32 protein-coding genes are annotated in these 25,883 nt (G+C 72.1%); 4 read left to right on the top strand and 28 right to left on the bottom strand.

The features are described from left to right. Positions 1–5 precede the first annotated feature (5 nt). The 6 genes from ACFVU7_RS05300 to ACFVU7_RS05275 form a co-directional block, all read right to left on the bottom strand. Entirely contained in the window at positions 6–851 is an 846-nt protein-coding gene (locus ACFVU7_RS05300) for a hypothetical protein (RefSeq protein ID WP_388044432.1), read from the bottom strand. Then, positions 848–1,219, bottom strand: a complete 372-nt coding sequence (locus ACFVU7_RS05295) for a hypothetical protein (RefSeq protein WP_388044431.1) — start codon at positions 1,217–1,219, stop codon at positions 848–850. Before ACFVU7_RS05295 ends, ACFVU7_RS05300 begins: the two co-directional genes overlap by 4 nt. Beyond that, complete coding sequence (locus tag ACFVU7_RS05290) at positions 1,212–1,688, bottom strand: hypothetical protein (protein ID WP_388044430.1); 477 nt, start codon at positions 1,686–1,688, stop codon at positions 1,212–1,214. The genes ACFVU7_RS05295 and ACFVU7_RS05290 overlap by 8 nt, the downstream gene beginning before the upstream one ends. Positions 1,689–1,928: 240 nt before the next feature. Continuing rightward, entirely contained in the window at positions 1,929–2,414 is a 486-nt protein-coding gene (locus ACFVU7_RS05285; protein WP_388044428.1) for a DUF6415 family natural product biosynthesis protein, read from the bottom strand. Positions 2,415–2,657: 243 nt separating this feature from the next. Continuing rightward, positions 2,658–3,221, bottom strand: coding sequence for an ATP-binding protein (locus tag ACFVU7_RS05280; RefSeq protein WP_388044427.1), 564 nt, complete (start codon positions 3,219–3,221; stop codon positions 2,658–2,660). Continuing rightward, positions 3,218–3,625: a recombinase family protein gene (locus ACFVU7_RS05275; RefSeq protein WP_388044426.1), complete on the bottom strand. Its 408-nt coding sequence runs from the start codon at positions 3,623–3,625 to the stop codon at positions 3,218–3,220. Before ACFVU7_RS05275 ends, ACFVU7_RS05280 begins: the two co-directional genes overlap by 4 nt. Positions 3,626–4,296: 671 nt before the next feature. Here ACFVU7_RS05275 and ACFVU7_RS05270 point away from each other — a divergent pair. From ACFVU7_RS05270 to ACFVU7_RS05255, 4 genes are all read left to right on the top strand, one after another. Then, positions 4,297–5,598, top strand: coding sequence for a hypothetical protein (locus tag ACFVU7_RS05270; protein WP_388044425.1), 1,302 nt, complete (start codon positions 4,297–4,299; stop codon positions 5,596–5,598). 17 nt (positions 5,599–5,615) lie between these two features. Next, on the top strand, positions 5,616–6,170 hold the full coding sequence (locus tag ACFVU7_RS05265; protein WP_388044424.1) for a GNAT family N-acetyltransferase: 555 nt from the start codon (positions 5,616–5,618) through the stop codon (positions 6,168–6,170). Between the two features lie 157 nt (positions 6,171–6,327). Continuing rightward, a complete protein-coding gene (locus ACFVU7_RS05260; RefSeq protein WP_388044423.1) occupies positions 6,328–6,639 on the top strand; it encodes a hypothetical protein in 312 nt (103 codons plus the stop codon). A gap of 97 nt (positions 6,640–6,736) precedes the next feature. Further along, on the top strand, positions 6,737–7,000 hold the full coding sequence (locus tag ACFVU7_RS05255; protein WP_388044422.1) for a hypothetical protein: 264 nt from the start codon (positions 6,737–6,739) through the stop codon (positions 6,998–7,000). A gap of 214 nt (positions 7,001–7,214) precedes the next feature. Here the strand turns inward: ACFVU7_RS05255 and ACFVU7_RS05250 are convergent, their stop codons facing one another. The 22 genes from ACFVU7_RS05250 to ACFVU7_RS05145 all read right to left on the bottom strand — a co-directional run bounded on the left by ACFVU7_RS05250 (position 7,215) and on the right by ACFVU7_RS05145 (position 25,867). After that, entirely contained in the window at positions 7,215–7,802 is a 588-nt protein-coding gene (locus ACFVU7_RS05250; protein ID WP_388044421.1) for a hypothetical protein, read from the bottom strand. Between the two features lie 156 nt (positions 7,803–7,958). After that, complete coding sequence (locus tag ACFVU7_RS05245; protein ID WP_388044420.1) at positions 7,959–8,324, bottom strand: hypothetical protein; 366 nt, start codon at positions 8,322–8,324, stop codon at positions 7,959–7,961. Between the two features lie 3 nt (positions 8,325–8,327). Beyond that, a complete protein-coding gene (locus ACFVU7_RS05240) occupies positions 8,328–8,546 on the bottom strand; it encodes a holin (protein ID WP_388044419.1) in 219 nt (72 codons plus the stop codon). Positions 8,547–8,559: 13 nt separating this feature from the next. Beyond that, complete coding sequence (locus ACFVU7_RS05235) at positions 8,560–9,480, bottom strand: N-acetylmuramoyl-L-alanine amidase (RefSeq protein WP_388044418.1); 921 nt, start codon at positions 9,478–9,480, stop codon at positions 8,560–8,562. A 217-nt stretch (positions 9,481–9,697) separates the two neighbouring features. Then, complete coding sequence (locus ACFVU7_RS05230) at positions 9,698–10,009, bottom strand: hypothetical protein (RefSeq protein WP_388044417.1); 312 nt, start codon at positions 10,007–10,009, stop codon at positions 9,698–9,700. Next, a complete protein-coding gene (locus tag ACFVU7_RS05225) occupies positions 10,009–11,076 on the bottom strand; it encodes a hypothetical protein (protein WP_388044416.1) in 1,068 nt (355 codons plus the stop codon). The genes ACFVU7_RS05230 and ACFVU7_RS05225 overlap by 1 nt, the downstream gene beginning before the upstream one ends. A gap of 90 nt (positions 11,077–11,166) precedes the next feature. Further along, on the bottom strand, positions 11,167–12,405 hold the full coding sequence (locus ACFVU7_RS05220) for a hypothetical protein (RefSeq protein WP_388044415.1): 1,239 nt from the start codon (positions 12,403–12,405) through the stop codon (positions 11,167–11,169). Then, entirely contained in the window at positions 12,402–16,148 is a 3,747-nt protein-coding gene (locus ACFVU7_RS05215) for a hypothetical protein (RefSeq protein ID WP_388044414.1), read from the bottom strand. Before ACFVU7_RS05215 ends, ACFVU7_RS05220 begins: the two co-directional genes overlap by 4 nt. Positions 16,149–16,205: 57 nt before the next feature. Next, entirely contained in the window at positions 16,206–16,418 is a 213-nt protein-coding gene (locus ACFVU7_RS05210; RefSeq protein ID WP_388044413.1) for a hypothetical protein, read from the bottom strand. 26 nt (positions 16,419–16,444) lie between these two features. Next, complete coding sequence (locus tag ACFVU7_RS05205; protein WP_388044411.1) at positions 16,445–16,960, bottom strand: hypothetical protein; 516 nt, start codon at positions 16,958–16,960, stop codon at positions 16,445–16,447. A gap of 106 nt (positions 16,961–17,066) precedes the next feature. Further along, positions 17,067–17,711 carry a hypothetical protein gene (locus tag ACFVU7_RS05200; protein WP_388044410.1) on the bottom strand — a complete coding sequence of 215 codons (645 nt, stop codon included), beginning with the start codon at positions 17,709–17,711 and terminating at the stop codon, positions 17,067–17,069. A 104-nt stretch (positions 17,712–17,815) separates the two neighbouring features. Continuing rightward, entirely contained in the window at positions 17,816–18,193 is a 378-nt protein-coding gene (locus ACFVU7_RS05195; protein ID WP_388044409.1) for a hypothetical protein, read from the bottom strand. Next, positions 18,190–18,774, bottom strand: a complete 585-nt coding sequence (locus ACFVU7_RS05190) for a hypothetical protein (protein WP_388044408.1) — start codon at positions 18,772–18,774, stop codon at positions 18,190–18,192. Before ACFVU7_RS05190 ends, ACFVU7_RS05195 begins: the two co-directional genes overlap by 4 nt. Then, on the bottom strand, positions 18,765–19,580 hold the full coding sequence (locus ACFVU7_RS05185; RefSeq protein ID WP_388044407.1) for a hypothetical protein: 816 nt from the start codon (positions 19,578–19,580) through the stop codon (positions 18,765–18,767). Before ACFVU7_RS05185 ends, ACFVU7_RS05190 begins: the two co-directional genes overlap by 10 nt. 70 nt (positions 19,581–19,650) lie before the next feature. After that, entirely contained in the window at positions 19,651–20,340 is a 690-nt protein-coding gene (locus ACFVU7_RS05180) for a hypothetical protein (RefSeq protein WP_388044406.1), read from the bottom strand. 363 nt (positions 20,341–20,703) lie between these two features. Continuing rightward, on the bottom strand, positions 20,704–20,907 hold the full coding sequence (locus ACFVU7_RS05175) for a hypothetical protein (RefSeq protein ID WP_388044405.1): 204 nt from the start codon (positions 20,905–20,907) through the stop codon (positions 20,704–20,706). A gap of 10 nt (positions 20,908–20,917) precedes the next feature. Continuing rightward, entirely contained in the window at positions 20,918–21,655 is a 738-nt protein-coding gene (locus ACFVU7_RS05170; RefSeq protein ID WP_388044404.1) for a hypothetical protein, read from the bottom strand. A gap of 120 nt (positions 21,656–21,775) precedes the next feature. Continuing rightward, complete coding sequence (locus ACFVU7_RS05165; RefSeq protein ID WP_388044403.1) at positions 21,776–21,958, bottom strand: hypothetical protein; 183 nt, start codon at positions 21,956–21,958, stop codon at positions 21,776–21,778. Positions 21,959–21,969: 11 nt separating this feature from the next. After that, on the bottom strand, positions 21,970–22,899 hold the full coding sequence (locus ACFVU7_RS05160) for a hypothetical protein (protein ID WP_388044402.1): 930 nt from the start codon (positions 22,897–22,899) through the stop codon (positions 21,970–21,972). Between the two features lie 61 nt (positions 22,900–22,960). Continuing rightward, entirely contained in the window at positions 22,961–23,308 is a 348-nt protein-coding gene (locus tag ACFVU7_RS05155) for a hypothetical protein (RefSeq protein ID WP_388044632.1), read from the bottom strand. A 5-nt stretch (positions 23,309–23,313) separates the two neighbouring features. Then, positions 23,314–24,150: a cupin gene (locus ACFVU7_RS05150; RefSeq protein ID WP_388044401.1), complete on the bottom strand. Its 837-nt coding sequence runs from the start codon at positions 24,148–24,150 to the stop codon at positions 23,314–23,316. A 79-nt stretch (positions 24,151–24,229) separates the two neighbouring features. Continuing rightward, complete coding sequence (locus tag ACFVU7_RS05145) at positions 24,230–25,867, bottom strand: major capsid protein (RefSeq protein ID WP_388044400.1); 1,638 nt, start codon at positions 25,865–25,867, stop codon at positions 24,230–24,232. Between the last annotated feature and the right edge of the window lie 16 nt (positions 25,868–25,883).

Raw genomic sequence — 25,883 nt, 5'->3', positions numbered from 1 at the left:
GTCCTTCACGTCCGTGCGGCCGGCAGCGCGCCGCGCCAGGCCAGCACGACGGCGAAGTTGGTCCGCCTGGCCGCGCGGTGGCCCCACGCGGTGCGGCTCTTGTAGCCGAGCGAGGTCAGGTCGTCTCGGAGCTGGGCGATACCGTCGTGCCAGTGCGTCGCGGCGGCCTCCGGCAGCAGTCCGCCAGAGCCTCGCTCGTGGGGCGGCTCCGGGTGCCAGAGCACGCGGGCGCAGGCGTGTGCGCCGGGCGGCCACAGGACGCCGTCGAGGTCGCCGGCCGACACCTTGCCGATGGTCCGCCGCCCCTCCGCCTTGCGCGCCTTACGAACCTGCCGCAGCGCCCATGCCAGCTCCTCCCGGGGATCGGAGCCCCATCGGTGCCAGCCGTCTACCCAGTTGGGCCGCGTCGGGGGGACGCCCTCCCAGGCACCGGGCGGTGGCCACTCCGCCGGAGTTTCGAGGCCCGGCTCCCACACGAGGAGTTCCGCAGAGGTGAACCGCTCCGGGGTCCGGGGCGGCCCGGTCAGCGCCGCGCCGAGGCCGAGCGCCCGAACCGCCGCGAGCAGCGCCCCGGTGGACTCTTGCCAGTGCTCGGCGGCGCCGGCCGGGATGCGACCGGTCCTGTCGTCACGCTGGTACGCCGGGTCGGGGGTCCAGATGACGCGCAGGCACCCGAGCACGCCGGGCGGCCAGCACTCCGGCCAAACACCGGCCGCCTGACACCAGCCAGTGCCCTCGGTGACCTGCCTGTAGCGGCCGTCCTTGATGACCTCCCAGGCCCGGAACCCCGCTGTGGCGAGTTCCTTGTTCAGCCACCGCATCGCGTCGTTCATGGACAGATCTGCGATCACGAAAGGGCCTCCAGAACGGGAGCGGCCTGCGGGTGCATCTGGTGCAGCACGAGCAGCAGCTTGCAGACACCCGCAACCACCAGGACCTCGTTCAACTGGCCGATGCCCGGTCGGGCCACGAGCCCGCCGGCCAGCCGCGCCGCGCCCTCGACGACCTGCCCCATCCACGAGCGCCCCGGCTGATCCCGGTACAGCCCCTCCACCGCCGCGAGGAGCAGCAGCAGATGGCCGGTCAGCTCCTCATGGAGCTGGATGAGCGCGACGAAGCCCACCGAGCCGCCCACCGCAGCGGCCAGCCCGACCTCGTCCGCCGCCCGGACCGCCGCCTCGGCGGCCTTCACGTCCAGCGGATACCCGGTCTCAGTCACAGGCCGGCCCTCCCCGCCTGCCCGCCTCCACGACGTGCTCCACGTCCGGCCCCATGCACAGCACGCCGGGCGAGTCGAACGGCACCGACCAGTACGCCACCGCCCCGGAGGCCCGGTCCAGCGACGGCCGCGGAACACCGAGGAGCGCCCCGTCGCCGACCATGCTGACCCCGGGCACCCTCCACCGCCGGGCCACGCTCGGCCCGACCAGCGCCACGTACGACCGACCGCCCTGCGTGCAGATCACCGGCCCGTGGATCACGCGCGCCAGGTACGTGTCCACGTCTTCCTTGCCGGCCGCCGCGACCACGGTCCGCGCCGGGATCCTCACCCCGGAGAACAGGACGCCGGTGGGCATCAGCGCCGCACCGCGCTCCGTCCAGTCCTGCCAGACCGCGCGGCGCTCCATCGTCTGCACAGCGCAGATGAGCCACTGCGCCACCGCGGCCTCGCGCTCCACGCCGGTCACCAGGTGGCCTCTCAGGCCTCCGCCCGAATCAGTAGGGCCGCTGCGACCAGCAGTCGGCGGCGCCGCCGCGTCAACAGGGGCATTGCCAGACACGATGTCCTCCGGGGTACTCGCGAGTGATCGAGGGGAAACCCGGCCAGAAAGGCCGGGGCCTCCACAGCCTGGTCTCGTCGTCAGGCCGGGAGAGGTTCAGGACGCAGCCGACGGGCCGCCGGCGTGCGGGCCGAGCAGGCCGTCTAGCTAGCTCGACCCCGGCCGACGCCCGTGCGGTGCCCGCATCCGGGCGTGCCGGTGACGGCTCTGCGGGGCCGTCGGCGGCCTACTGTCGACCCTGATGCCGCCGCACGGCACGCACCGCTGTTGAATCTCCCCCGTGAGGAGGTGCACCGCCCGCAGGGCGAACAGCACCCGGCAGAACGAACCGATGAGGACGACGCCCGAGGCCAGGTCCGGCGGCGGGTCGCTGAGCATGCGGCGGGCGTCGCAGAGGATGCTCTCGGCCGGCCCCCGCATCGCCGCGTCCTCGGATAGTTCCCCGCAGGTGACGTGCACCGCGGCGATCAGCTGCGCCAGATGCCCGGTCAGCTCCTCGACGAACTCCGCCAACCCGTCCTCCGGCGGCGGCCCGCTCACCTGGGCGTCGACCGTGAACTGGTGCACGCGGTCCATCGCCGCGGCGATAGCCACGGTGTCGAGCCGGCCCGGCTCGTCAGGGGTGGGCTGCACGACGTCCTCCGAGAAAGACAGGGTGGGCCTCCCCGGTCTGGTGTCGTCAGTCAGACCGGGGAGGAGCTGGGCAGAGTCCCCGCAGGCGGGAGGTGTCACCACCTGCGGGGCCTCTGTGGTGGCCTCCCTCGCCCGACCCATGAAGCCGGAGGAGGCCCGGCGCGCCCCGACAGCGCGCCGTTTCGTCCGCCGACCGACGCCGGCGGACACCCGGGGAGCACGGGCCCCGGGAGCTTGTGGTGCCTATGCGACCGCCTGACGAGGCCCGACCGCCCATAAGCGGGATGTGCCGACCGCCGCGGCGATGACGGCCGCGCGCCGTACGGCCTGCGGCGTGATCGACGCCAGGTTCAGAACGGGCACCGGGGCCTGGAGGGGCAGCACGGCCCACACCTTCTTCCCTCCGGGGGTCAGCGCGGCGTTCCACCGCTCGGAGAGCCCGTCGACCAGTACCATGCCGCGGCCGGATTCGGCGAAGGGGTTGCCAACGGCGTCCGCCGGGATGAACGGCATCGCCCTGCTGCTGTCGTGGACGGTCACCACCAGGCGGTCCCCCTCGGGGAACAGGAACAGGGAGACCTGGTGCTGGCCGGGCGGGCTGTGCCGCACGGCGTTCGCAAGCAGCTCGTAGGCGATGGACATCAGGTCGTCGTGGTCAACGCCCTTGATGCCCCAGTCGATCAGCGTCTCGTGCAGCTTCTCCTTCACCGGGGCGATGACGCAGAGCCGCACGTCGGGGTCTTCGTCCGTCGCGTCGATCGCCAGGCGGTAGCCCCGGCCGAAGCGCCGCGCCCTCCGCCCGCTCACCGCTGCGCCCCGGCTTCGACCAGCTCCACCACGGGGGGAGCCGCGGGGACGGTCGGTCGTTCCTGCGTCCCGTCGGTGGGGGGAACCGTCGGGACGGGCGTGCGGTGGGTGATCAGGACGGCCGCGTGCTCGGCGAGGCCGGCCGAAAGCGCGTCCCAGTCCTTACGGCCGACGGCGAGCATCGTGCGGTCAAGGGTCACGACCATGACGACGTCGCCGCCGGCCACGAGCGCCATCACGCGCTGCCAGCCGGGGCGCTCGGCCGGCGGGAGGAGTTCGTCGGTGTCGGTGATGACCTCCGACACCGGGACGGTCTCGGCGGCGGCGCGCTGTTCGCACCATCCCTCCATCAGGGGGCCGCTGAGCTGGTCGGTGGAACACAGGTAGACGATCGCGGTGCGCATGGTGGGGGGCTCCTGTGGACGACACAGATGGTCGCCGCGCCCGGCCCCGACGGGGGTCGCAGGGCCGAGCACGGCAGCTCGGTAGGGAGCGTGTGCGCCACTGGGAATCCGGGGCCCGCGGTGAAGCTCAAGCGGGTGCCGACCTGAATCTGATGGCCAGTCACGTCGGGGGACGTGCAGCGGTCAGAGGGCGCTGACTCTTCCGCGAGGGGTAGGGCCCCGGGCGCTGCAAAGGGGTGCACCCGGGGCCCTGCTACGTACGGGCCTGACTACTCGTCGCCGCCGGTGGAACCGCCGGCGCTGTCGTTGTTGCCGCCCTCGTCGCCGGAGTGGTGGTCGTTGTTCCCGCTGCCGTGGTTGTTGTTGCTCATGGGTCTGTACCTCCTGGGGGCCGCCGAGGCGGCGTCAGTGTGGATACGTCTCCGCAGAATCCGTGAGGACCCGTGCCGGGAGCGCAGGACCGCACCACCGCGCCGTTGCGGGGGTGCGGGGCGACCGGTGCGCGATGTTCCTCGTGCTGCCCACCGGCTGCTGACATTCAGTGAACTGGTAGTCACGCAACTGGGGATAGGACATTCTGAGGGCGTTGTCTTCACGCCCCTAGGACACTTCCGGGGGGCCGACAGCGCGAGGGAGGCGAGGGGGTCGCCTCACCGGACTCAGGAGTGCCCATGGCAGACGCCCGCCCGAACACCGTGCTGAGAGCGCTGATGGAGGCCGCCGAGCTGTCCCACGAGGACTTGGCGAAGGCGGTCAACGAGGCCGAGGAGAAGCGGTTCGAGAAGCCGGGGAACGCCAGCGGGCGCCAGGTCCGCAGGTGGCTGTCCGGAGAGACGGCGATGCCCCAAACGCACTACCTGGTCAGCATGATGGACGTGTTCGGGCTAACTGGCGACGCCTTGGGCTTCGCTCTTTCGGGTAAGAGACTGGCTGAGCTTGCCGCGTTCCAACCGGCCTCTACGCTGCTGGTGAAGACCCCTGACCAGGAGGACCACGTGCTCCGACGCTCCTTCATGCTCGCCGCCGCAGGAAACTTGCTGTCCTTCGCGTTCGCTCCGCTACCGAGCAGCGGGCGGATAGGAGCCAGCGACGTCGAAAGAATCCGCGAGAGCATCACCAAGCTGCACGAAGTGGACGACCTCTACGGCGGTGACCAACTGGCCGACATCGCCGAAGAGTTCGTCCGACAGATCGAGAAGGCCATGGCCCGCTGCCTGTACGGGCCCAGCGTCGAGAAGGCGCTCTACCGCGTGATCGGCGAACTGCACGCCTCAGCCGGATGGTTCGCATTCGACAGCGGCGACCAGGAACGCGCAAGCAAGAACTTCGACTCCGGCCTCCGCGCAGGCCTCCTCGCCAGCGACCGGCAACTCCAGGCCCGCATCTGGTCGTACATGGCCCGCCAGTCCTGGGCGCTCGGCCGCGCGACCGAGACCATCACCATCGCGCGCCTGGCCCTCGACGCAACCCGCAACAACCGCGACCACCGGCTGAGTGCCCTCCTCCACGGCCGACTCGCCCTCGGCTACGCCGCCTCCGGACAGAAGGCCCAGACCGGCAACTCGCTGGCGAGAGCCGAGGCCGTCCTCGACCGCATCGGCCCCGACCCGGTCGCCCCGTGGCTCGCCTTCGTCGGCGCTGGCGAGGTCTTGTCGGCCGGGGCGCTGGCCTACATGAATCTCCGTCAGCCCGGCAAGGCGGCGCAGCAGGAAGAACAGGCGATGGCGCTCCGCCCCTCGGGGTTCAGGAGGAACCAGTTCGCTACGTCCGTTCACCTCTCGCAGTGCTACCTGGCAGACGGCCAGGTCGAGCTGGGGATCAGCATGGCCGGCAAGGCGCTGGACCTCTACCCGACCGTCAACTGCCCCCGCTGGGCGGTCCACCTCGGCACAGTCCGGGACAAGGTGGCCGGGATGGATCTTCCCGAAGGCGACGTCTTCGTGGAACGCTACGACACCGTCACCGCCGCCTAGGGATTAGGAGCAGCAACGTGGCCGCCCACCCCGGACCGACCCTGACCGTCACCTACTACACCACCGAGCACCTGCCCGAGATCGAGCCGGTGCTGCTCGACCTCTACGCCCGGATCTACGCCGAGGAGAAGGCGGGGGACGAGTTCTTCACCATGGAGGCGTTCACCGGCCGTCTCCACCGTCAGGCCGCCGGTCCGCGCTGGGGCTGCGCGCTCGGGGAGGTCGACGGCCGGCCGGTTGGCTACGCCTACGGGTTCGCCCGCCGCGCCGACTACCAGTGGGGCGGCCTGATCGAGACGGAGCCCGGCGCCGACCTGACGGAGACGGACACCCGCACGTTCGCCTTCTGCGAGATCATGGTCCTTCCCGAAGTCAGGGGCACCGGCATCGCCCGCACCCTCCACGAGGAGCTGATGTCGCACCGCCCCGAGGAGCGGTCGCACCTCTTGGTCGAGGAGGAGCACCCGAAGGTGCGGGCGCTCTACGAGCGGTGGGGCTACGAGAAGATGGGGATCATGCAGCACCCCGGATCGCCCCGATACGTGTCGATGTTCCGACAGATCACCCTCTGATCCAGCGGACCCGACCGCATTCGGCGCCACCGCCACCGACCCCGGGGTAACAACGCGCGGCGCCCTCCCCGGGCACACGGCCGCGGCCGGCACCGACAGGAGTAGGCGTCCAGGGTGGCTCTCCTCCACAGCGGAGGGGGCGCCGTACGATTCGAGCGTGGCCAAGAAAGAAAAGACGTTCGATTTCCCTGATGATCTCCAGAAGGCGCAGCGCAAGCTCAACGACGTTCAGGCGCGGCGGCACGCCTTCCTCGCCAGCCTCCCCATCTGGGGAGGCAACCTAGATGCCGCCAAGCAGGGTCTGGGCGAGGAGCAGGTCACGGAGTCCAAGCGTTTGGAGGAGGAAGAGCGCCAGGCCAGCCACGCTGTGTGGTCGGACAACTTCTGGGCCACGCTCTCGCCCGAGGACCGCAGCGACGCCCGGTCCAAGCTCAAGCACCTCCCTCCGGCGCCGGAGACCAGCGCGTAGCGAGCGCTTCCCGCCCGTGTGCTCCAGGCGCTGGAATACCGGTAGTCCCAGCCCGCCAGGAGGTGCGGGCGCCGCAACTCTGCCCCATGGTCGACCTATGGCGATCACCGTGCTGTTCGAGATGGGGCCCGGGCAGAGCCCCGACCCGGAGGACGAGAGCTCGGGGGTGCTGCGAGTGCACGCCGCCGGGGCCAGCGCGGAGGCGGTCGAGGACCCCCTGGAGCAGACCCTCTGCGGGCTCAGCACGGCCGCCATGGTGCACTCGCACTACCGGCCGGCCCGCCCAGGCGAACCTTGGTACCCGGTCTACCTCCGGGCGCGTCGGTGCCAGCAGTGCGAGGACGTCCTGCGGCGGATCTGACTGCCCGCTCACAGCGGTGCCCCGCCGAAGGGGGGGTCCGGCGGGGCACCGCTGGCCGGTGGGGGGAGCCCGGCCAGGCACGCCCAGCCGAGGGGGGTCCGGCCGGGCGCTTCCCGAGTCTGCACCCGACGCGTGATCGGAGTGCACGGTTCGCTCATGTTGGTCCAGCGCGGCCCGCACCCGCGCCTCCTGCCGAGTCCTCGCGCTCGCCGGATCACGCCCGGTGAGGATTGAGGGCCTGGAGCCGGGACGAGAAGCCCGGGTCGGCGTCCGGCCGGTAGAGCCGGCCCGTGGCCGGGTCGAGGTGGCGCCACGAACCGCGGACGCCGAGCCCGCAGACCATCAGGGTCATCGTCTCCCCGGGCGCCTCGACGTGCGTCACCTCGTGGTACAACTCCCGCGGCACCCCGTTGACGCCGCCCTTGCGGTGCTCGACGCCCAGTTCCTCCACGACCCGGCCGGCGTCGAGGACATAGCGGTCTTCGGCGTACCCGCCGGCGAGGATGAACGACTCGAACCGCCAGGGGTGGCTGTGCGGGCGAGGCGCACCGTCCGGCCCGCGCAGGTCGGGCAAGTGCCAGATGTTGATCTTGACGGTCCGCTCGGCGTCCTCTCGCAAGGTCAGCTCCGCCTTGCTCAGCCGGCCATCGAGGTCGGGCACCAGCCACCAGCGCATCGGGTCCGTGAACGTCGACCACGCCAGCGGGCCGACCTCGGGCGCATGGGCGGCGACGGCCGCCGCCGCGGTCTCGTACTGGGCCTCACTGAGCAGCAGGCCGGGGGCAATCCGGATGGGTTCCATACCCACGACGATGACCCTCCGCAACACCCCTCCACCAGAGGGTAGCTGTTTCCACTTTTCTCCACTTGTTTCCGGAAACAGGACAACACCCCGTGACCTGCCGAAAGCCGTGGAAGTGAACCGCCCGCCCCTGGAGCCGTAGGGGCGGGCGGTCCGTCAGGGGGCCGCCGGCGGCGGGTCGCCGTCGTCGCCAGCGGGCCCGGGCACGCAGAGCCGGGCAAGCCTGGTGTTCGCCAGGTCGACCGCGTCCCGCAGTGAGCCGCCGGCGTTCGGGTGCAGCTCGTGCTCGATGCCGCTGACCCGCTCCTCAATGACCGCCACGCGCTCAACGACCCCCGGCCGGGCCGGGACACCCGGGCGGGCCGGCTCGCCGACCCAGTCGTCGGCCAGCTCCTCGATCCGGCGGGCCAGGCGCAGCCCGGCACGGACGACCCGCCACAGGCCGGCGCCGACCGTCCCGAGGACGGTGGCCACGCCGGCCCACAGCAGCACGACGTCCAGCACCGGGACACCGGTGCTCACCACTCACTCCTCCCGAGGGGTGTGGCGCGCGGCCCAGCCCGCCACGAAGGAGGCGGCGGTCGGCAGGAGCGCCAGGACGAACGGGCTCAGCGAGTCCGGCATCCAGCTGATCAGCCGGGCGTTGTCCTGCACCGCCGCGATGGTGGCGAGCAGGCCGGTCGAGCCGAGGTAGGCGAAGGCGGACGCAGCCGTCACCTTCGTCTCCACGCGGTTCTTGGCCATGGTCGTGTTCCTCTCAGTCGATGACGTCGAAGCCGTGCTTCGCGCCGAGTCGGGTGAGGCTGGCCCGGCCGGGGATGCCGTCGGCGGCCTGGCCCGGGGCCCTGCCGCTGTATCCGCAGCGCTCCTGCCACCCGGACATCGCCGTCACGGTCGTGGTGCCGTAGTGCCCATCGCTGTACGGCTTGGCAAGCAGGCCTTCGTCGACCAGGGCGGCCTCGACGGCAAGGACCCCCGGGTAGGTGACGGGCGTGCCCGCCATGCCGGGGTTCGTCCGGGCCGCAGTGACCAGCTGGGAGAGGGACACCTGCGGGCGGGACGGCGGCGGCACCTGGCGGGGCGCTCCGTGGCCGAGGCGGGTCGCGATCCGGTCCCGCATCGCATCCATCGGGAAGCCCAGCGGGTCGACCTTCCCGGGCTGCCACTCGCGGTGCCCGATGACGGAGGCGGCCGTCCAGCCGTGGGCGCGGCACAGCGCCGCCGCGAACTGCTCGATCGCGAGCAACTGGAGCTCGGGCCACGGGTCGTCGCCCGTCCCCAAGTTCTCACACTCGGCGCCGTAGAACGCCCTGTTGCCGTCGACGCTGGCCTGGACGTCGGGCGGCAGGGCGCGCTCGGCGACGACCGCGGCGAGGACGCCCGGGTCGCCGAGGCCGGCGTGGTTGGTGCGGCCCCAGCCGATCGTGAAGATCGTGCCGTCCTTGGCGATCATGACGTGGCACAGCGGACCGGGCAGCCCCTCGTACCCGTCGTGGACGATCCGCACGGTCGCGTCGGTGCCGCGGGTCACGGTGTGGTGGATCATGACGCCGTTGACCGGACCCCAGGGGCCGCGGCTGTTGCGGTTGTGGGTACGCCAGCCACCGGTCTCGACGACGGTCGCGCCCTCGGCGCGCAGTGCGGCGAGAAGCTGGTCGGCAGTCAGTGGTGCGCTCATCGTTGGTGTCCTCCTCGTTGTCGCTCCTGTCCGGACGCCCAGAAGGGGCATGTCCGGACACGGTGTCCTCGGTGTCCGCTGGTCGGTCTTCGATGCCCGGCGGGCCAGTGCCCGGCCTGCCCTGTCCGGATGGTGTCCGCCCAGCTCACGGGCCGTGCCAGGGTCACGGATCCGGGTGTCCGGACAACGCCCGGACACCCGGCGTCCGGTGCCCGCGTCAGTTCTCATCGCGGTCCGCCCGACACGGCGGCCTGGCCGGCCCAAGGAGCGCCGACCCGGCGTCCCGCTGCGGGACCGGTTGCGGCGGATCGGGGTGCGGCTCGATGGCCTGGAGCGGTGGGCTGGGCACCAGCCGGGGCACGTCGCCGGAGAGGTCGACGGTGTAGTAGGTGCCGTCGAGCAGGGCCACGCCAACGGGCGGCAGGGCCTCGTTGCCGCCTTGGGTGAGGGCGGCACCGAGGGCCCGCTGCGTCGCCGTGGCGGCCCTCAGCGGGTGCTGTGCGGCGCGCTGGCCGGGTGCTGCGGGCATCAGGGACCTCCTGGAGGCGGCGGGTCGTAGCCGAGCGGGATCAGGGACACCCCGACTTGCTCGCCGCCCTGGTCGCTCCACTCGACCTCGACGTCGGACAGGCGGTAGGGCACGGTGACGGCACTGCACATGCCGGTCGCCTCGACGTCCAGGCGCACGCCGGCCACGAGCTGGTCGATCGTCACCGGGGCGGTCGCGGTGAGCCGGGAACCGGCCGGGATGCTCAGGGAGATCGGCACCGGGAAGCGGCCGAGCATGGAGGCCTGGGCGAGCTGGAGCAGGTCGTAGCCGGACATGTTCTCGGCCTGGGTGACGACGAGGCTGTCCAGGCGCCCATACGCGGTGTTGGTGTAGCCGGACAGGCCCCAGGACGCGCCCGTGATGTCGTTGCCGGTCTGGTTGGTCGCCCAGACGATCGCCGCCCCGGACGGGCCATCTTTGATGAGCTGGGCGTCGCCGGCGATGTCGTCGAGGGTGAGGCGGGCCTGCGGCCGGTCGCTCGCCGTCTGGGGCCGCCCGAGGACCAGGGCCCGGCCCACGGTGGTGTACTGCAGTCCGCGCGGCACCAGCTCGTCGTGCAGGATCCGCAGCACGGGGACGAGCCAAATGGACGCGTCGTCGCTGCCGTCCTTCTCGAACCGGGTGGTCACCGGCGAGTCCTGGCGGACGATGTACGGCAGCATCCTGCACCAGTCCGGCGGGGTGCTCAGCCCCGGGTCGCTGACGTTGAGCCGGATGATCGTGTCGGCGATCTCCTGGACAGGCCCGGCGTGCGTTGTGCCGGTCGCGTTCACGAACCGCAGCCGGTAGGTGTTCACCACGCGGCCGAGCCAGGCGGCCATGTCCTGCCCCTCGATCCGCAGGCTCGTCCGGCTTTCCACGACCCGGGTCACCGGCCCCTGCCAGACGAGCTCGCTGTCCCGGTAGACGGTCAGCTCGTGCACCCAGGGCTCGATGTCGCCGAGGAGCCCGCAGCAGTCCGGCGCCAAGGACTTGGAGATCGTCACCTGCCCTTCGGAGACGTCGTTGATCGTCCGGTTCCACTTCACGTGGGTCAGCGAGTCCACGCCTGGCGTCGTGAACGGCCGGGCGCCGCCCCGCCAGTGGACGACGGCCCTGTACTCCTGCGCGCACCCCAGCACTCCCGGCACGGCGCGTCACCCCGCATCCGCGCGCGCCGTGAGCAGCACCCGCGCCCGCGCATCCGAAGCGGTCGTCGCCGCGGTGGACAGGATCTCGATGCACAGCCCGGTCGGGCAGTCGAAGACGGGCCACTCGAAGGCGTGGCCCTGGCGGCCGTACACGAGGGGCGCGCTCGTGGCCGTGCCGGCCGCGTTGCACTGCACCTCGGCCCGCTGCACCCTGCCGTCCACCCGCAGTGTCGACCCGGCTGGCAGGTACGGGATCTGGATGTCGGAGCAGATCCCGCACGGGTCCGGGCTCAGCGAGCAGTCGCCGAGGACGTTGGGGCGCAGCCGGACGATCAGGCGGCGAAGGTCGCTCGCCCCGGTCTCCAACTCCAGAATGGGCACGGCCTCCAGCCACTGGTACATGTCCGTTGGCGGGATCGAGATGACCGTACGCCGGAACGTCGCCGAACCGCTCGGGTAGCAGGCGTCGACCGGGACCGGCGGGCGGACCGGGAGGGCCGGCGGCGGGCAGGCCGGATCGTCCAGGCAGTCGCCCGGCTCGACGCACAGCCCGTAGATGGCATCCGGGTCGAGCGTCACCTGTGCCCCGGCGGCGAGCTGGCTCCACACCGTGGTGCCGGGTAGCGGATCGCGGAAGATCCACGGCTTCGCCGCGCCCAACACGAACTCCACCTTCGCGATGATCGCCTCGGCCAGGTACTCGGCTTCGGTGACCTTCGGGCCTTCCAGGAGCGCGACGTCGTACAGGTAGCGCCGTTGCGCCGAGCCGTCTCCGGTCGGGCAGCAGGCGAACGTGGTCAGGGTCTCCCCCGTGCAGGTCCCGCCGCAGCCGGCACCGTCGAGGGCCGAGGACAGCCAGGCGAGCCCGTACGAGAGCGCGCACTCGTCGACGGCGATGAGCAGCACCGTGTACGCGATCTCCCGGTGTGCGCGGCGGACGATCCCGAGGGCGGCACCGTCCCCGACGAGCTGGACCGGCGAGCGGCTGACCGTCGAGGCCTGGAAACCGGCCGCGTCGAGGCCCATCACGCCGAGGAAGCCGGCGGACTCCGGGATGTTGGGGTCGTACCACGGGGCGTCGTCGCCGCTCGGGTTGGTGTACGGCGCGTGCCCGAGGGCCTGCGGCAGGCTCGGGCAGTCCTCGCAGTCGACGGGGAGGCAGTGGGCCCGCACGTAGGCGGCGGCGCGCGAGGAGTTGACGACCTCCGCACACCCGAGGTCCGCGTAGTCGATGAGCATCGTCATACCCCCGTCGCGACGGCGATCCGGCCGTAGAGGTGCTGGGAGAGCACGTACGGGTCCGAGACCTGGGAGTTGATGTGCCAGTTGTGCGTCACCTGCGACGCCGCGCTGCGCCCCCCGCTGCGGCCCGACGGTCTCGGCGCGCCGCCAGCGGCGATGCCCTGGCTCGCGAGGATGTCCAGGAGACCGGACTGAGCCGCGAGTTCAACGGCGCGGCGAGGGCGGCTGAGCGGGATGATCACCTCGGGGCCGGCCTCACCGACGAGGCCGACGACCGGGTGCCGCACGATCCCGCCGTCGGCGAACGGCAGCAGATCACGCACGACCGACGGCAACCCGTCCTTGATCTTCGCAACGATCCGGTTGCCGATGTTCCCCAGGGTGCTGACGATCCGGCCCGGCAGCGAGGAGAACAGGTTGACGATCGAGTTGAGCAGCGAGCTGACCGCGTTCGAGACCCAGCCGATCGCGTTGGAGAACGCCCCGCTGATCCAGGACCCCACGCTGGACAGGGCGCTGCCGACACGGCTGGGGAGCCCAGAGAAGAAGGAGACGACCGCGTTCCCAAACGAGGAGGCGGCATTCATCGCCCAGTTCCCGGCAGACGAGAACGCCGACGACACCTGCCCGGCGACGCCGGAGATCGCGGACCCCACTCGCGCAGGCAGCGCCTGGAAGAACCCGACCGTCGACGATGCCCACGAACTGAGCGTCGCCGAGGCGGAGTTGAATGCCCCCGCGAAGACTCCCCCGATCGCGGAGCCGAGCCAGGACATCCCGGCCGCGATCTGTCCCGGCAGCGCGGTCGCGTCCTGGACCACGCCGGTGAAGAACGAAACGACCTGCGCCTTCGCCCAGTCGAACGCAACGACGAACGCGTCACCGATCACCGAGTTCAGCGCGACCAGCGCATCGGCGATCTGCACCGGCAGGACGGTGAACAGGTAGATCAGTCCGGCGAAGGCCGTCAGCAGGGCGATGCCCACGCCGGCGACGGCGTTGACGAAGGCGTCGACCAGCAGGCCGGGGAGCGCCTGGATTCCGGCGACGATGCGGCCTGGCAACGCCTGGAAGAAGGAGACGACCGCGTCGATCCCCGCCGAGATCCCCGCCGAGGCTGCGGTCAGCGCGGAGGTGAAGAACGCGCTCAGGGTGTCCCGGAGCGAGGCGAGCTTCGAGACGATCCGGTCCGGCAGCCCAGAGAAGAAGCCGGCGGCCGTGTCGATCCACCCGCTGACGGTCGCGGTCGCCTGGTCGAAGTAGCCGGTCAGCGACGGCCCGACCGACGAGAACGCCGCGACGATCCGGCCGGGCAGCGCCGCGACCCACGAGACGGCCGCCGCCAGGCCGTTGACGAGCGACGCAAGCCCGCTGACGACCCGCTGGATGATCGGGACGACGACATTGATCGCCCCCCACGTGCCGAACGACGCTTCGACCGCCAGGACCCGGCCCTGTACCTGGACCAGCAGGGTGAGCAGCGGGGCGAACGCCTCGATGAGCGCTACCAGGGGCGGCAGCAGCGGCAGCAGCGCCGAGACCAGCGCGGTGAACGCCTGCGCCAGCGGCCCGAGTGCCGGCAGCAACGCCGCGCCCATGGCCGCGATCACCGGCGCCAGGGCGGCGACCAGCCGCACCAGGACGTCGGCGAGGACCGCCAGCAGCGGTGAGAGGCCTGCGAGCAGGGCGGCGACCGCCTGCCCGACCCCGGTGGCCAGGGGCGTCAGCGCGACGGCGAGCTGGGCGAACGCGGCGGCGATCCCCGGCAGGACCGGCAGCAGGGCTCCGGTCAGCGCGGAGATGATCGGCGCGAAGAGCGCCGCCAGCGCCTGGAGCGTCGGGGCCAGGGCGCCCGCGACGGCGGCAACGACCTGGCCGACGAGCGGCAGCAGCGGGGCCAGGGCGCTGGCGACCGCGGCGACCGCCGTGCCGACGGGGCCGAGGCTCGGGCCGATCGCGGCCAGCCCGACCGCGAGGGCGCTCGCGACGGTCTGGAGGCTCGGGGCGATCGCGGCGATCGCCGGGCCCAGGCCGTTGATCAGCCCGACGATCGCCGGGCCGAGCGCGGTGAAGACCGGCGCGAGCGCGGGGGCGATCGCCCCGACCTGGGTGACCAGCGCGGCCAGGATCGGGCCGAGCTGCGCCGCGATCTGGCTGACCGTCTGGAAGACGTTGCCGATCGCCTGCTGCCCTCGAGCGGAGGCGACGAACGCGGCGAACGCCCCGGTGATCTCGCGGAGGTTGGCGAGGAAACCCCCACCGGAGGTCGTCGCGGCGGAGAAGAGCCCTCCGATGATGCGCCCGACGTTCGCGACGACGCCGCCGAGCTGCGCGAAGACCGTGAGCGCGCCGTCGACCCAGCGGACGGCATCGCCGGACTGGCCCGCCTCGAAGAGGAACGAACCGAACGAGGCGGCGGCCCGCTGAAGTCCGCCGGCGAGGCGGGTGCCGAACGCCTCGGAGACGGCGCGGCCGATCTCCAAGACACCCTGGACGACGTCCTCGGCGGACTGGGCGACGCCGCCCATGGCCGCTTGGGTGCCCGCCAGGATGCCCTGGACGTTGCGGACCCCATCGCCCGACGCGACGTAGCTCAGGACCGCGGAGGCGGCGCGCCCCCACTCCGTGGCGATGCCGGTCAAGGCCGCCTTCAGCGGGCCCTGGAGCGCCCGCGCGGTGGCGGTGATCTGTCCCGCGACCGGCCCGAACAGCCCGTCCTGGACCGAGCTGCGCAGGTCGTCGAAGGCCGGCTTCAGCGCCCGGACTTCCCGGGCGGCCGACTGGGCCTTCGGGCTGAGCGCATCGAGCGCTTCGTCGAACGCCTTGGCGTCGCCGGTCAGCGCGGCCCCGAAGGCGTCTCCGACGCCCATCAGCCCGAGCTTGAGCGTCCCGAGCGCGGCTGCGAACCCGAGGGCTGCCGAGGGCAGCGCGGCAAGGATGCCGGCCGCCGGGGCGAGGGCCGCGAGGAGGCCGCCGACCGACTGGGCGGCGCTGGCCGCCGCGATGCCGATCGCGCCGAACTTGAGGAGGCCTCCGAGGGTTCCGGCGACGCGGCCGGCGACACCGCCAAGGGCGGAGAGGGACCGGGTCAGCCGGTCGTGGTCGACGTCGGTCTCGACCCGGACCGGCGGCGCGTGGTGCGCCCGGATCCGCTCGTCGACGCCGGTGAGGTCCGGGACGACCCGGACCTTGAACTCCTCGCGGGCGAGGGCCGCCCGGATGCGCTCGGCGAAACGCGCGAGGTCCGGCAGGACCGGGATGTTGATCCCGTCCAGGTCCCGCAGACCCGCGACCAGCCGCGCGTCGAAGCGCCGGAGGTCCGGCAGGACCGGGATGTTGATCCCGTCCAGGTCCCGAAGGCCGGCGACCAGCCGAGCGTTGAAACGGCGGAGATCCGGCAGGACCGGGATGTTGATCCCGTCGAGATCCCGAAGGCCGGCGACCAGCCGCGGGCCGAAGCGCCGGACGTCCGGGTCGATCGGGATGCGGAGCCCGTCGAGCCCTCGGAGCTCGCGCCGGAGCCTGGCCCCGAACCGGGCGATGTCCGGCTCGACCTGGACCGCGATCGCACCGCCTGCGCGCAGGCCCCGCTCGATGTTCCGCCGGATCGTGGTGCCGACGGTGCGGGTGCTGCGGTCGAGCGCCTGCTGGATGCGCTCGCCGAGCGTACGCGCGTCAGCAACCGCGCCCGCATCATCGAGCTCGATGCGGATGCGGCCGGCGCCGTAGTCCTCCTCGGCGGCCAAGGCAACCTCTGCTTCTCAGCGGTGGTTGCCCGGCCCAAAACCAGCGGCGACTACAGACTAGCTGGTCCGTCTCCCGGCGAGCTGTGCGTCCTCGGCGGCCAGCTGCGCCATCAGCGCCTGCGCGCTGGCGGCGTCGAGGCGGGTGCCCGCCGGGCGCATGCGCCGGCCATCGGCGGTGCGCGGCGGCGTGTAGAGCCGTGCGCGGTTGCGCTGCCGCTCGGTGTCGTCCGCTGCGGCGTCATCGATGGCGGCCTCGGCGGCGGAGAGCATCACCCGCAGCGGCCACTTGTGAAGGTCTACGCCTTGGAGCGCGAGGTGCCCCTCCCAGGACTCCCAGGCCGCGGCGATGCTGTCGCAGAGCCGCTGGACGACGTAGGAGGGCGCTGGCCTCCGTACAGCTCCACGACCCACTCCATGAGCTCGATGAGCACCCGGTCCGGCAGCCGCAGCCCGCGGTCGACCACCCGGGCGCCCTTGCGGCCGTCGGCGGCCTCCCGGGCCTCCGCCGGGTCGCCATGGGAGCTGGCCGTCTTCCCGCCCACGACGACGTCCCAGCGGGCGAACTCCTCGGCGGACTCGGGGAGCATGAGGCTGGCGAGGAACTGGCGCAGGGCGACGGTCGCATCGCGGACCTGCCCAAGGTCGAGGGCCGGATTCGTAAGGTCGAGGTTCAGGCCCTTGTAGGTGCCCTGGAGCCGGCTGTAGGACTCCAGGAACTCGTCGCCCAACGCCTCGGGTTGGAACAGCAACGTGTGCGCGCCGACCTCGGCGACGTGCGGCGTTGTGTTGAGCGCGAACTTCTTGGTGGCCACGGGTAGCCCTTCCTCCCGCGCAGGTCGCCCGGCCCAGAACCAGCGGCGTACCTCGAAGGGTAGCCGTGGGTCGGGCCGGGCTGCTCGCCGCCGACTGGCGGGCGGCTCAGGCGGGCATCGGGTTCGGCAGACCGGCGAGCTCGGCGGCCTGGTCGCCGGTCAGCTCGCCTGCGGCGTCGAGCGCTTCCGCTACGGCAAGCACCGCCGGCCAGTGCCGATCGAGGATTCCCTCGACCTGGTCCCCGAGGAACACGTACCGGCCGAGCACAGTCTCCAGGTCGTACGAGCCAGTGAGGGCGATCAGCCTCTCGATGGCCCGTCCACGGTCGTTCAGGGCAGCCATCTCGGCGGCCCACCCTCGCTTCTCTGTCCACCGGCCTTGTTCCCGGAGCCATCGCTGCTCGGCCCGCTCCCCGGCCGCGAACTGCATGATCACGGCCGAGTGGCGCAGTTCGTAGGGCGCGTGGGTCACCGCCCCGGTGAAATCCAGCCGAGGCCCGCACGCAGGGACCCACGAGTAGCTGTCGACTTCGACGGTCTTGACGTGCATCCCGACATCGAGGGAGACGACGAGATGGCCGGCCTCGTGAACACACACCGCCCGCCGGTGGGTGACCGGATCCAGACCCGGGACGTGGCCGTGGCAGCACCAGCTCTCGGGCTCAGGGTGCCTCGTGAAGTAGGAGGTCCCGTCCTTGAGGGTGGACAGGTATGGAGGTGGGACCTCGTCCTCGCCGCCCGATGCGCTCACCTACGTCACTCCTCTCCGCCGACTCAACACGAGGCAGCCTCTGGGGTACGAGCGGATCAGCGTCCGGGTTGGCTTAGGAGTTCCCACTGCCACGGCCAGGGTGGTCAGCTGCCCTCGCGCAACGCTCGCTGGAGGAACGGATTCGGCTTCGTGCCGGGGTGGTGGACGACCTTCGCGAACACCGTCCGGCCACCGACCTCGAACCGCAGCGCCTTCGCACGGCGGGGCCTGATGATGTGCGGGCGGGTGCCCTCGATGACGTACCGGGTCGCCGGGTGATCGCAGACGATGACGCCCTGGAGCCCGCGCGGGCCCTCGGTGATCTTCCACGAGATGAAGTCGCCCATCCGGCCGGGGGCCATCCGCTCGGCGATGGCGGCGGTCCGCTCGGTGCGCCGGCGCAGGCCTCGCTCGGCGAGCCCGCCGCGCAGTCGCAGGAGCCGGGCGATGCGGCCTTGGTCAATTCGGACTTCTACGCTCATGGGCCCTCCTCTGTCGGGCATCCGCAGGTCGGCAGGGCCACGGTGACGCGCTGCTCGACGCCCATGCACCCGCCTTCGGGTTCCAGGAGCCGGCCGGGGCCGAGGTAGAACTGCGGGCCGCGGCGTCCACCGCCGGTCGCTGTCGGCAGGCAGCACAGCACGGCATTGTGGATTGTCGCTATGTCGATGTTCACGGTACGGGCGGCGGCCGACAGCTCGTCGCAGGCGGGCGGGCAGCCGCGCTCGTCCATGACCGGGGCGCAGCGCAGCAGGGTGATGACCAGCTCGACGGCGACCGTCGGCGGCGCGCAGTTCCGGGCGCCTTGCAGCGCCCGGTCCTCGGAGGGGAACGCGCTGGTCGCGAGGAGCCGGGCGACGTGAACGGTCAGCTGGCCGCCGGCTGCGTCGCTGCTGCACGGGTCGTTGCAGCCGTCCCAGGCCGGTGGGCCGGGGACGACGCACGCCCGGCACGGACAGCCGGGCTGACCGTCCACGGCCGCTGCGGTCTCCTCCAGCTCGGCGCAGACGCAGCCGAGGAGCGTCTCCGCGAGCTCGTGCGCGCCGAGTGGGTTCATGGCCATGTCGTCACCCTTGGGCGCCGGAAGTCGGGGCTGTAGACCCTGCTCGGGGAGTCCAGCCGGTGCGGGTTCACGGTGCTGAGCCAGAGGTCGACGAGCGGCAGGCCGGTGCGGCCCTCGGCGAAGACGATCGTCGGGTCGGCCATCTCCAGCTCGACGCCCTGGCGCACGACTCGGGTGACGTTCCCCGGGAGCCGGCATTCGCCGCAGCCGCGAGTGCCGGGCGGCAGGCACGCCAGGATCAGCTGGCAGGTCAGCTCGGACACGGCGGCGATCGCGGCCTCGTCCAGCGGCAGGCCGACCCGGTAGGTGACGGTGAACGTGCCCGGGGCGCCCTCGGGGGCGGCCATGTCCTGGCAGGTCGGCCAGCACTCGCCGTCGGTGCGCACCAGCAGCCCGGGGGCGTCGACCCGGTACGCCTCCGGCACGAGGACCTGGCCGTCGACGGCGACGGCAACGACGTCGTGCACCGGGCCCTCCAGTCGGACTTCGCACAGTTCCCCGCAGGAGCAGTTGGAAGCGCAGCCGCACACGGAGGCGTTGCGCCACGCCCCGTCGGCACCGGTGTACGGCACCCAGGGGCCCGTGCCGGCGCCGGCCTGGAACGAGACGGGGGCGTCGTCGAGGCAGGCCCGGCGGCACGGCCGCACCGTGACCGGGCAGGGTCCCCAGCGCATGCCGGACAGCCGCCACAGGGTCTGTGAGGCCACGCGCTGCCAGCGGTCGATGACGGCCTGGTCCAGGTCGTCGGGGAGCTTGCAGCACAGCTCGACCGGCCACGGGTCGCACAGCCCGGTCTGGAGCGGCATCAGCGCCTCCTGGGTGGCGGAGAGCTGGCCGCCCGCGAGCACCCCAACTCGCGGGCGGCCGGGGCGGCGGTCACGCGCAGAGGACCGGGGTGTAGTCGCAGGAGGGCTTCGGCGGCTTCACCGTGGTGATGAAGGTCCGCCGGTGGCAGGCCGAACCGATCGGGGTGAGCATCTTGCCTGCAGCGCCGGCCGCGTCGATCGGCATGACGTCGTACGGGCCGGTCCCCCAGCCGCCGCCCGACCGGGTCGCACCGGTGAGGGTGAGCGCGGCCTTCTCGGATCCGATCTCCAGGTCACCGAGTTGCCCGGAGGCCACCCACGGCATCAGGAAGTAGATCCAGGCGCCGTCACCGGCGGTCGCGCTGGTGCAGGCGTCGGCGCCCAGCACTTCGGCCCACAGCTCGATCGCGAAACCGGAGTTGCACTGGATCGAGCAGTCGTCGTAGCCGATCGGCTTGCCGTCGAAACCGAAAACAAGCGGGTTGCCGGTCGTGATCTCGATGAACTCCGGGCTGACGGAGAAGAACGACAGCTCGACGTCGTAGCCCTTGAAGGACGGGCAGCCGCGCTTGAAGCCGCAGACGCGGCCGTTCGCGGCCTTGTACTCGACGTCGGTGCCGTCGTCGACGTTCGCCTTCATCCCGAGGGAGGCGAAGCAGTCGAAGACGAAGGAGCCTTCGGGGCCGCAGGTCGGGCGGCCACAGCCGTCGACCCGGGTCACCCGGATCGTGTCGGCGTTGGCGATGAGCGGGCAGGACATGCCGAGAACCTCCATGTGTGGAGGCCCGGCCCAAAACCAGCGGCTCAGCCACCAGCATAGGTGTTCCTACTCCGGGTCGTCCCCTACGCTTCCGGCGGGGTAATCGCCTGCGGGGCGAAGCGGGGAGGGGCAGAAGATGGCCGGCCACGGCTTATGTGTGAAGTGCCGCAACAGCACGCCGGCGGACCGCCGGGGCTGTTGCAGCCCGAGGGTTCCCGGCTGGGCCGTGGTCCTCGCCGTGGTGGCGGTCGTGGCCGGCATCGTCATCGCGACCAAGTCCCGGGAGCTGTCCGACAAATGCCCCGACGAGCCCCAACTCGCGGCGCCGTCCCACCCACCGCGCCCGGACGGCTGGACCTGCCGTCACTGACGGCGCTTCGTACTCCGCCGGCCCGTCGGCATCTCCTCCGGCTTCTGCGGCGCCACGGCCTCGGGGAGCGCGAGGACGACCGCACCGAGGGCGGCGCGGTACTCCTCGGCGGTGACCTCCCGGAAGCCGTCGGGCACCAGGAAGGCATCGCCGACGGCCTCCAAGGCCTGGCCGTTGCCCGATACGTAGTACGCCATCCTTCTCTCCTTACCTGGTCATGGCGGTCAGCACGAGTTCGGTCTGCCAGGTGACGATCGTGACGTTGCCGGTCATGACCTGGATCGCCGGGTAGACACGAGCGCTGCCGCCGACGTGCGGGGCGTACACCGCCGCGTGGTGGGTGCTGACGGAGGCGAACAGGCGCCCGGCCGGGGAGTTGGGGGTGGCCATCCCGGACAGCCGCCGCACCGCCGGACCTGAGCCGTCGATGCTCACCGCGTATCCGATCTCGAACGTCGATCCGGCCGTCCACGAGAGGTCGACGTGGGCGGTGAACGTCACCGCGAAGCTGACACCTCGACACCGAGTCAGCGAGTCCGCGGTGTACACCGCTTCGCTGAAGATGTTGCTGTCCGCGATCAGCCAGCCGGTGACGCCCATGGTCGGGCCGCCCCAGGAGTTCGGCCAGTGGTCCTGACGCGCGGTCGCGGCGGCCGAGGAGTGCTCCGGCGGGGTCCACAGCTGGCCGGTGTTCGGGTCGCACTTGAGCGTGGAGTTCGCCGCCGCGTCGCAGGACCAGGACGTCGCCCACGAGGCCGAGCCGCCGGCCGGCCGGGCGGCGAGCGGGCTGCCGGACTGGCCGGTGCCGGTGAGGCCGCACCCGACCTGAAGCGGTGGCGCATCGATCTTGTACGGCGTGCTCGCCGAGCCGTTGCCGGTGAGAGTGAGGCCGGATCCGACCTTGATGGCACATGTGCACTCGCTGGCGCCGCAGCACCTACGCATGGGCTCCTCCTCGGTGAAGGCGGCGCCCGGCCCAGAACCAGCAGCTCCGTGGAGTCTATGTGCCGCGCGGGCCGGGGCGCAGCGGACGCGGGCCGCCGGGAAGGGCCGGCGGCCCGCGGGTCAGGCGGCGGCCGACTGCTGCTCGGCCAGCCACTCGGCCGCACGCTGCTCCGCGAGCTGGGCAGCCTCGACGCGACGCTGCTCGTACTCCTCGGCGGTGATCTCGGTCCAGCCCTCCGGCGGCGGGAGGAGGCCACCGGATTGCATCAGGGTCAGCCCGTCCGGGCTGACGTAAGTCTTCATGGTGGCCTCCGTCATGAGGTGTTGGTGGTGGTGTGGATCGTCGCGTCCGACACCCAGGAGGTGATGGTCAGGGAGCCAGCCCTCACGTACACCGCGGGGTAGACGATGATCGAGGCTCCGCTGCTGGCCGGGATGTTGAACACCGCGAACTGCACGGTGCCGCTGGCCCGTTCCCGGCGGACCGTGCCCATCGCGGTGAGGTGACCCCAGAGCGGGCGGGCTGACGCGCCGCCGCCGTTGACGCTCAGCGCGTACCCGACCTCGAAGGTGGCGTCCGCGGTGTAGCTGATGTCCCAGGTTCCGGCGGTGGTGACGTGGTACGACCAGTCCCGGCACATGTTCCCGAGGAAGTTCGCCGGGACGTCGAAGCGCTGGTTCGCGCCCGGGGAGACGACGGCCCATCCTCCGGTCGCGGTGATCGGTGTCGCCCAACCGCCCTGGAAGTGCTCGACGTAGATGTGATCGGCCGCGCTGTAGTGCTCGGGTGGTGTCCAGAGCTTGCCGGTGTTCGGGTCGCACTTGAGCGTGGATTCCACCGCGACGTCGCACGGCCACGGCCACGCTTCCTGTCCGGCCGCCGGGGCGACGGTGAGCGGGGCGACGGCCGAGCCGTCGCCGGTGAGACCGCACCCGACCGTGGGCGGGGCGGGTAGCGGCACGAAGAGGCCGCCGTCCGCGCCGAACACGACCTTGTTCCCGGCGTCGACTGAGAGGCGGGCAGCGACCTGCCCGGTGGTCGGCGCGTAGGTGGCACCATTCCCGGCGGACAGGCAGCCGCGGAAGTCGCTACAGGTGGCGTAGACGCCGCCGGGCCCGGGGTGCAGTAGGTTCGCGCCGCCGGGCGGAGCCGGGTCCAGCCGCACGTCGGCGCTCACCGTGTACGGGCTGCCGGGCGCGCCGCTGCCGGTCAGCGTGAGGTCGACCGTCGGGGTGTCCGTCACGGCGAGCGCGGTTGGTGCGCCGCCGACTGGGGCGTCACACGGTTGCGGTTCGACGGGCACGTCACGCCTCCGGGTGGGCCTGGCGGCGGTGGGTGTCCAGGCCTCGCGCGCTGCTGAATCCCCGGCCGCACTCGTCGCACACCGCTCCGGAACCCGCGGGCGAGCCCGCTGCTGCGGACACCTCGACCGCGGGTTCCGGAGCGGACGACTCGACCGGAGCCTCGCCGGGCGGCTCGTAGGGGAAGCCGTCGATCACAGCTCCTGCCAGGACGTCCTCCGGGACGACGGGGAACAGCTCGACCGGGACGGCGAACTCGGCCGCGCTGACGGTCCGCAGCTTCGGGTCCTGGGCGACCGCCCAAGCAGCGAAGGCCCGGAGGCAGGACGCGGCCGGGCGGACTCGGATCATGTCGTTCACGGGCAGACCACCACGTTCACGGCGCAGACGGTGCACGTCGTGGCGACCACGTACGTGCGCTCGACGAAGACGCGCCTGTCGTTGTTGCGGGTGTTGACGGACGGGCCCGGCCGGTCCGGGATCACGGAGGCGGCTCCGCGCCGGATCACGAGGGGGCCGGTGATGTACAGCCAGGCGGTGCCCGGGGCTGCGGGGATTCCGCCGGGGCCGGTGTTCTCCGCGCTGTAGCCGGCGCCGATGATCGCGCAGTTCCCGGCGAGGGTGCGCAGCGCTCCGCTCGCCGGGTCTTCGCGCAGGAGGTTGCAGCAGCCGAGGATCGCTGCCGCTCCGGCCGGGACGTGCAGGGTGCCGACGCCGCCGTACGACTCGGCGAGGCAGCCCTCGAGGACGGCGACGCCTTGGGCGATGCTCAGCGGCCCGGCGGCGGGAGTGAGATCGACGGCGTTGGCGGTGAGCTTGGTTCGCCAGAAGCCGGTTTCGACGGCCTGCTGCTCCCCCAGGGCCAGGCTGGCTTCGGCGTGGGCGCGGGCTTCGTCGTACGACCAGCCGGGGGCCGAGCACTCGGCGCCGGCGTAGATGTGGATCGGCGCGGCATGCTCGGTCTCCGGGCGGCAGAACTCCTTGTCCGGCGGCGGCCCGGGCGGGTCCGCCTCGCAGGGGTCGGTCCAGACCTTCACCGGGCAGCAGCCCAGGGCCATCCACTCGACGCCGTTCAGCTCGTGGATCTGCTCCTCGGAGACATCCGTGACGGTTGTGCAGGAGGCGCCGAGGATGCCGTGGGGAAGCGGCGTGCCCGGGATCGCCTCGACATAGCTGCGCAGCCCTTGCGGCATCGCGCGCCTCCAGTCGGCGGGTAGCGGTGCGCGGCCGGGCCCGTGTCGCGGGCCCGGCTCGCGCTGGGGTGCGGAGGCGTCAGGCGACGGGGCAGGTCAGTACCTTCTGCGCGCCGGTGGTGCCGTCGGCGCACACCGGGACGGTGACGAGGCGGGTGTCCACCGACCGGTTGACGAGCGCCACGCATTCCTCGGAGAACGTCGCGGTGTAGTCGTTGGTGGAGAACTTCGCGCTGTCGTGCACGACGCCCAGGTTGATCTCGGCACCGCGCCCGAGCTGGAGGCTACCCGCCGGATACATCAAGAACCTCACCTCGTCCGGCCAGGTGGTGGCCGGGGTCGCGCCGCCGATGTCGGTCGGCACGGCCGGGGCCAGGCCGCGCGCCCACTGCACGCGGACGCCGAGCGGCGTGTACGTCTCCTGGATCATGGCCAGGTTGACTTCGTCGAGCCCAGCGCCGTTCCGGCGGGCCAGGTCGGCCAGCATCATCGACCTGCTCCACCACGGGAACACGACCTCCAGGGCGGTCGACTCGCAGAGGCTGTGCCGCTCGATCATGTCGGCGGCCTGGAGCGCAACGGCGGCGTACACCGCCGAGACGGTACCCATCGTCGCGGCCAGCGTGACCGCGGTGGCGGACGCGAGCGCCCGGCTGAACAACTCCTGCTTGATGCGGATCTCGTGGGCCACCATCTGGTTCCTCAAGTACCAGGAGACCAGCTCCGGAAAGTGTCGCTGCGTCAGAATGCCTGCCTCCAGGCACACGCCGACCGCGTCGCAGCGCACCTCCTCCGGCTGCGGGCACGGGACCTTGAAGCAGGGCTTCGTGGTGCCGGCGATGTCGTCGGCCTCCGTGTGCACCCAGGTGAGGGCGGAGACGTCCAGGGTCGGCGTCTTGTAGAACCTGAGGCCGCCCCGAGCGAGCTGGGTCTCCGGCACGTCCCACAGCATGTCGGGGCAGGCGACGTCGGCGATCTCGTACACCGTCTCCGACGGCGAGCACCAGCCGCCGGACGCGACCAGGTCTCCCTGCGGGAGCCGCCGCTGGCCGGACGCGGCGAGGGTCACGGAGGTGCCCTCGGGAAGCGAGCCGGCGTCGGTGACGATCAGCTCCTCCGGGAACGGGTGGACGTACGACGCCACCTGGCTGCTGCCACCGCCGACCGTCTTGAGGGCGTTCGCGCGGGCGATCGTTCCAGAGGTCAGGGCGTCGAAGTCGATCTCCGAGCCCGGCTTGTGGCCGGGGACGTCCACGGACGCGGTGATGCGGGTCGCCGGCTTCTCGGGCTCCGGCAGAACGCGGCGCTGCCGGGCACGGACCGCCCCGAGATTCAGCGTAGGCGCGGGCCGAGCCGGCGGGGTCGCCGCCGCGGTGGCTTCCGGCTCGGGGCCGTCGGAGGCGGTCGCCCCGATCTCCGGCTCGGCCTCGGCCTCGGGCTCGGCGACCGCCGGCTCCTCCGGGGTCTCGCCCCGCACCTGCGCGGCGAGCGCGTCGATCTCGGCGGCGGCCTGCTGCGCCGCGTCCAGGCGGGCGGCCTGCTCGGCACGGATGCTGGCGACACCTGCCGCGAGGGCGCGCATCTCGGCCAGGTCCTCGGTGCTGATGTTCGCGGCACCGGAACGGGCTTCGAAGGCGCCGGTCGCGTTGTCCAGGAGCGCGCCGAGCTCGTCATCGGTCAGCGCGGAGAAGTTCTCGGGGAGCTCGAACGGGTCCATGGGCCATGTCTCCAGG

Origin of the sequence: Kitasatospora sp. NPDC058046 (genome assembly GCF_042885595.1) — a bacterium.
Taxonomy (GTDB): domain Bacteria; phylum Actinomycetota; class Actinomycetes; order Streptomycetales; family Streptomycetaceae; genus Kitasatospora.
This window is presented reverse-complemented; position numbering and strand designations above follow the sequence as displayed.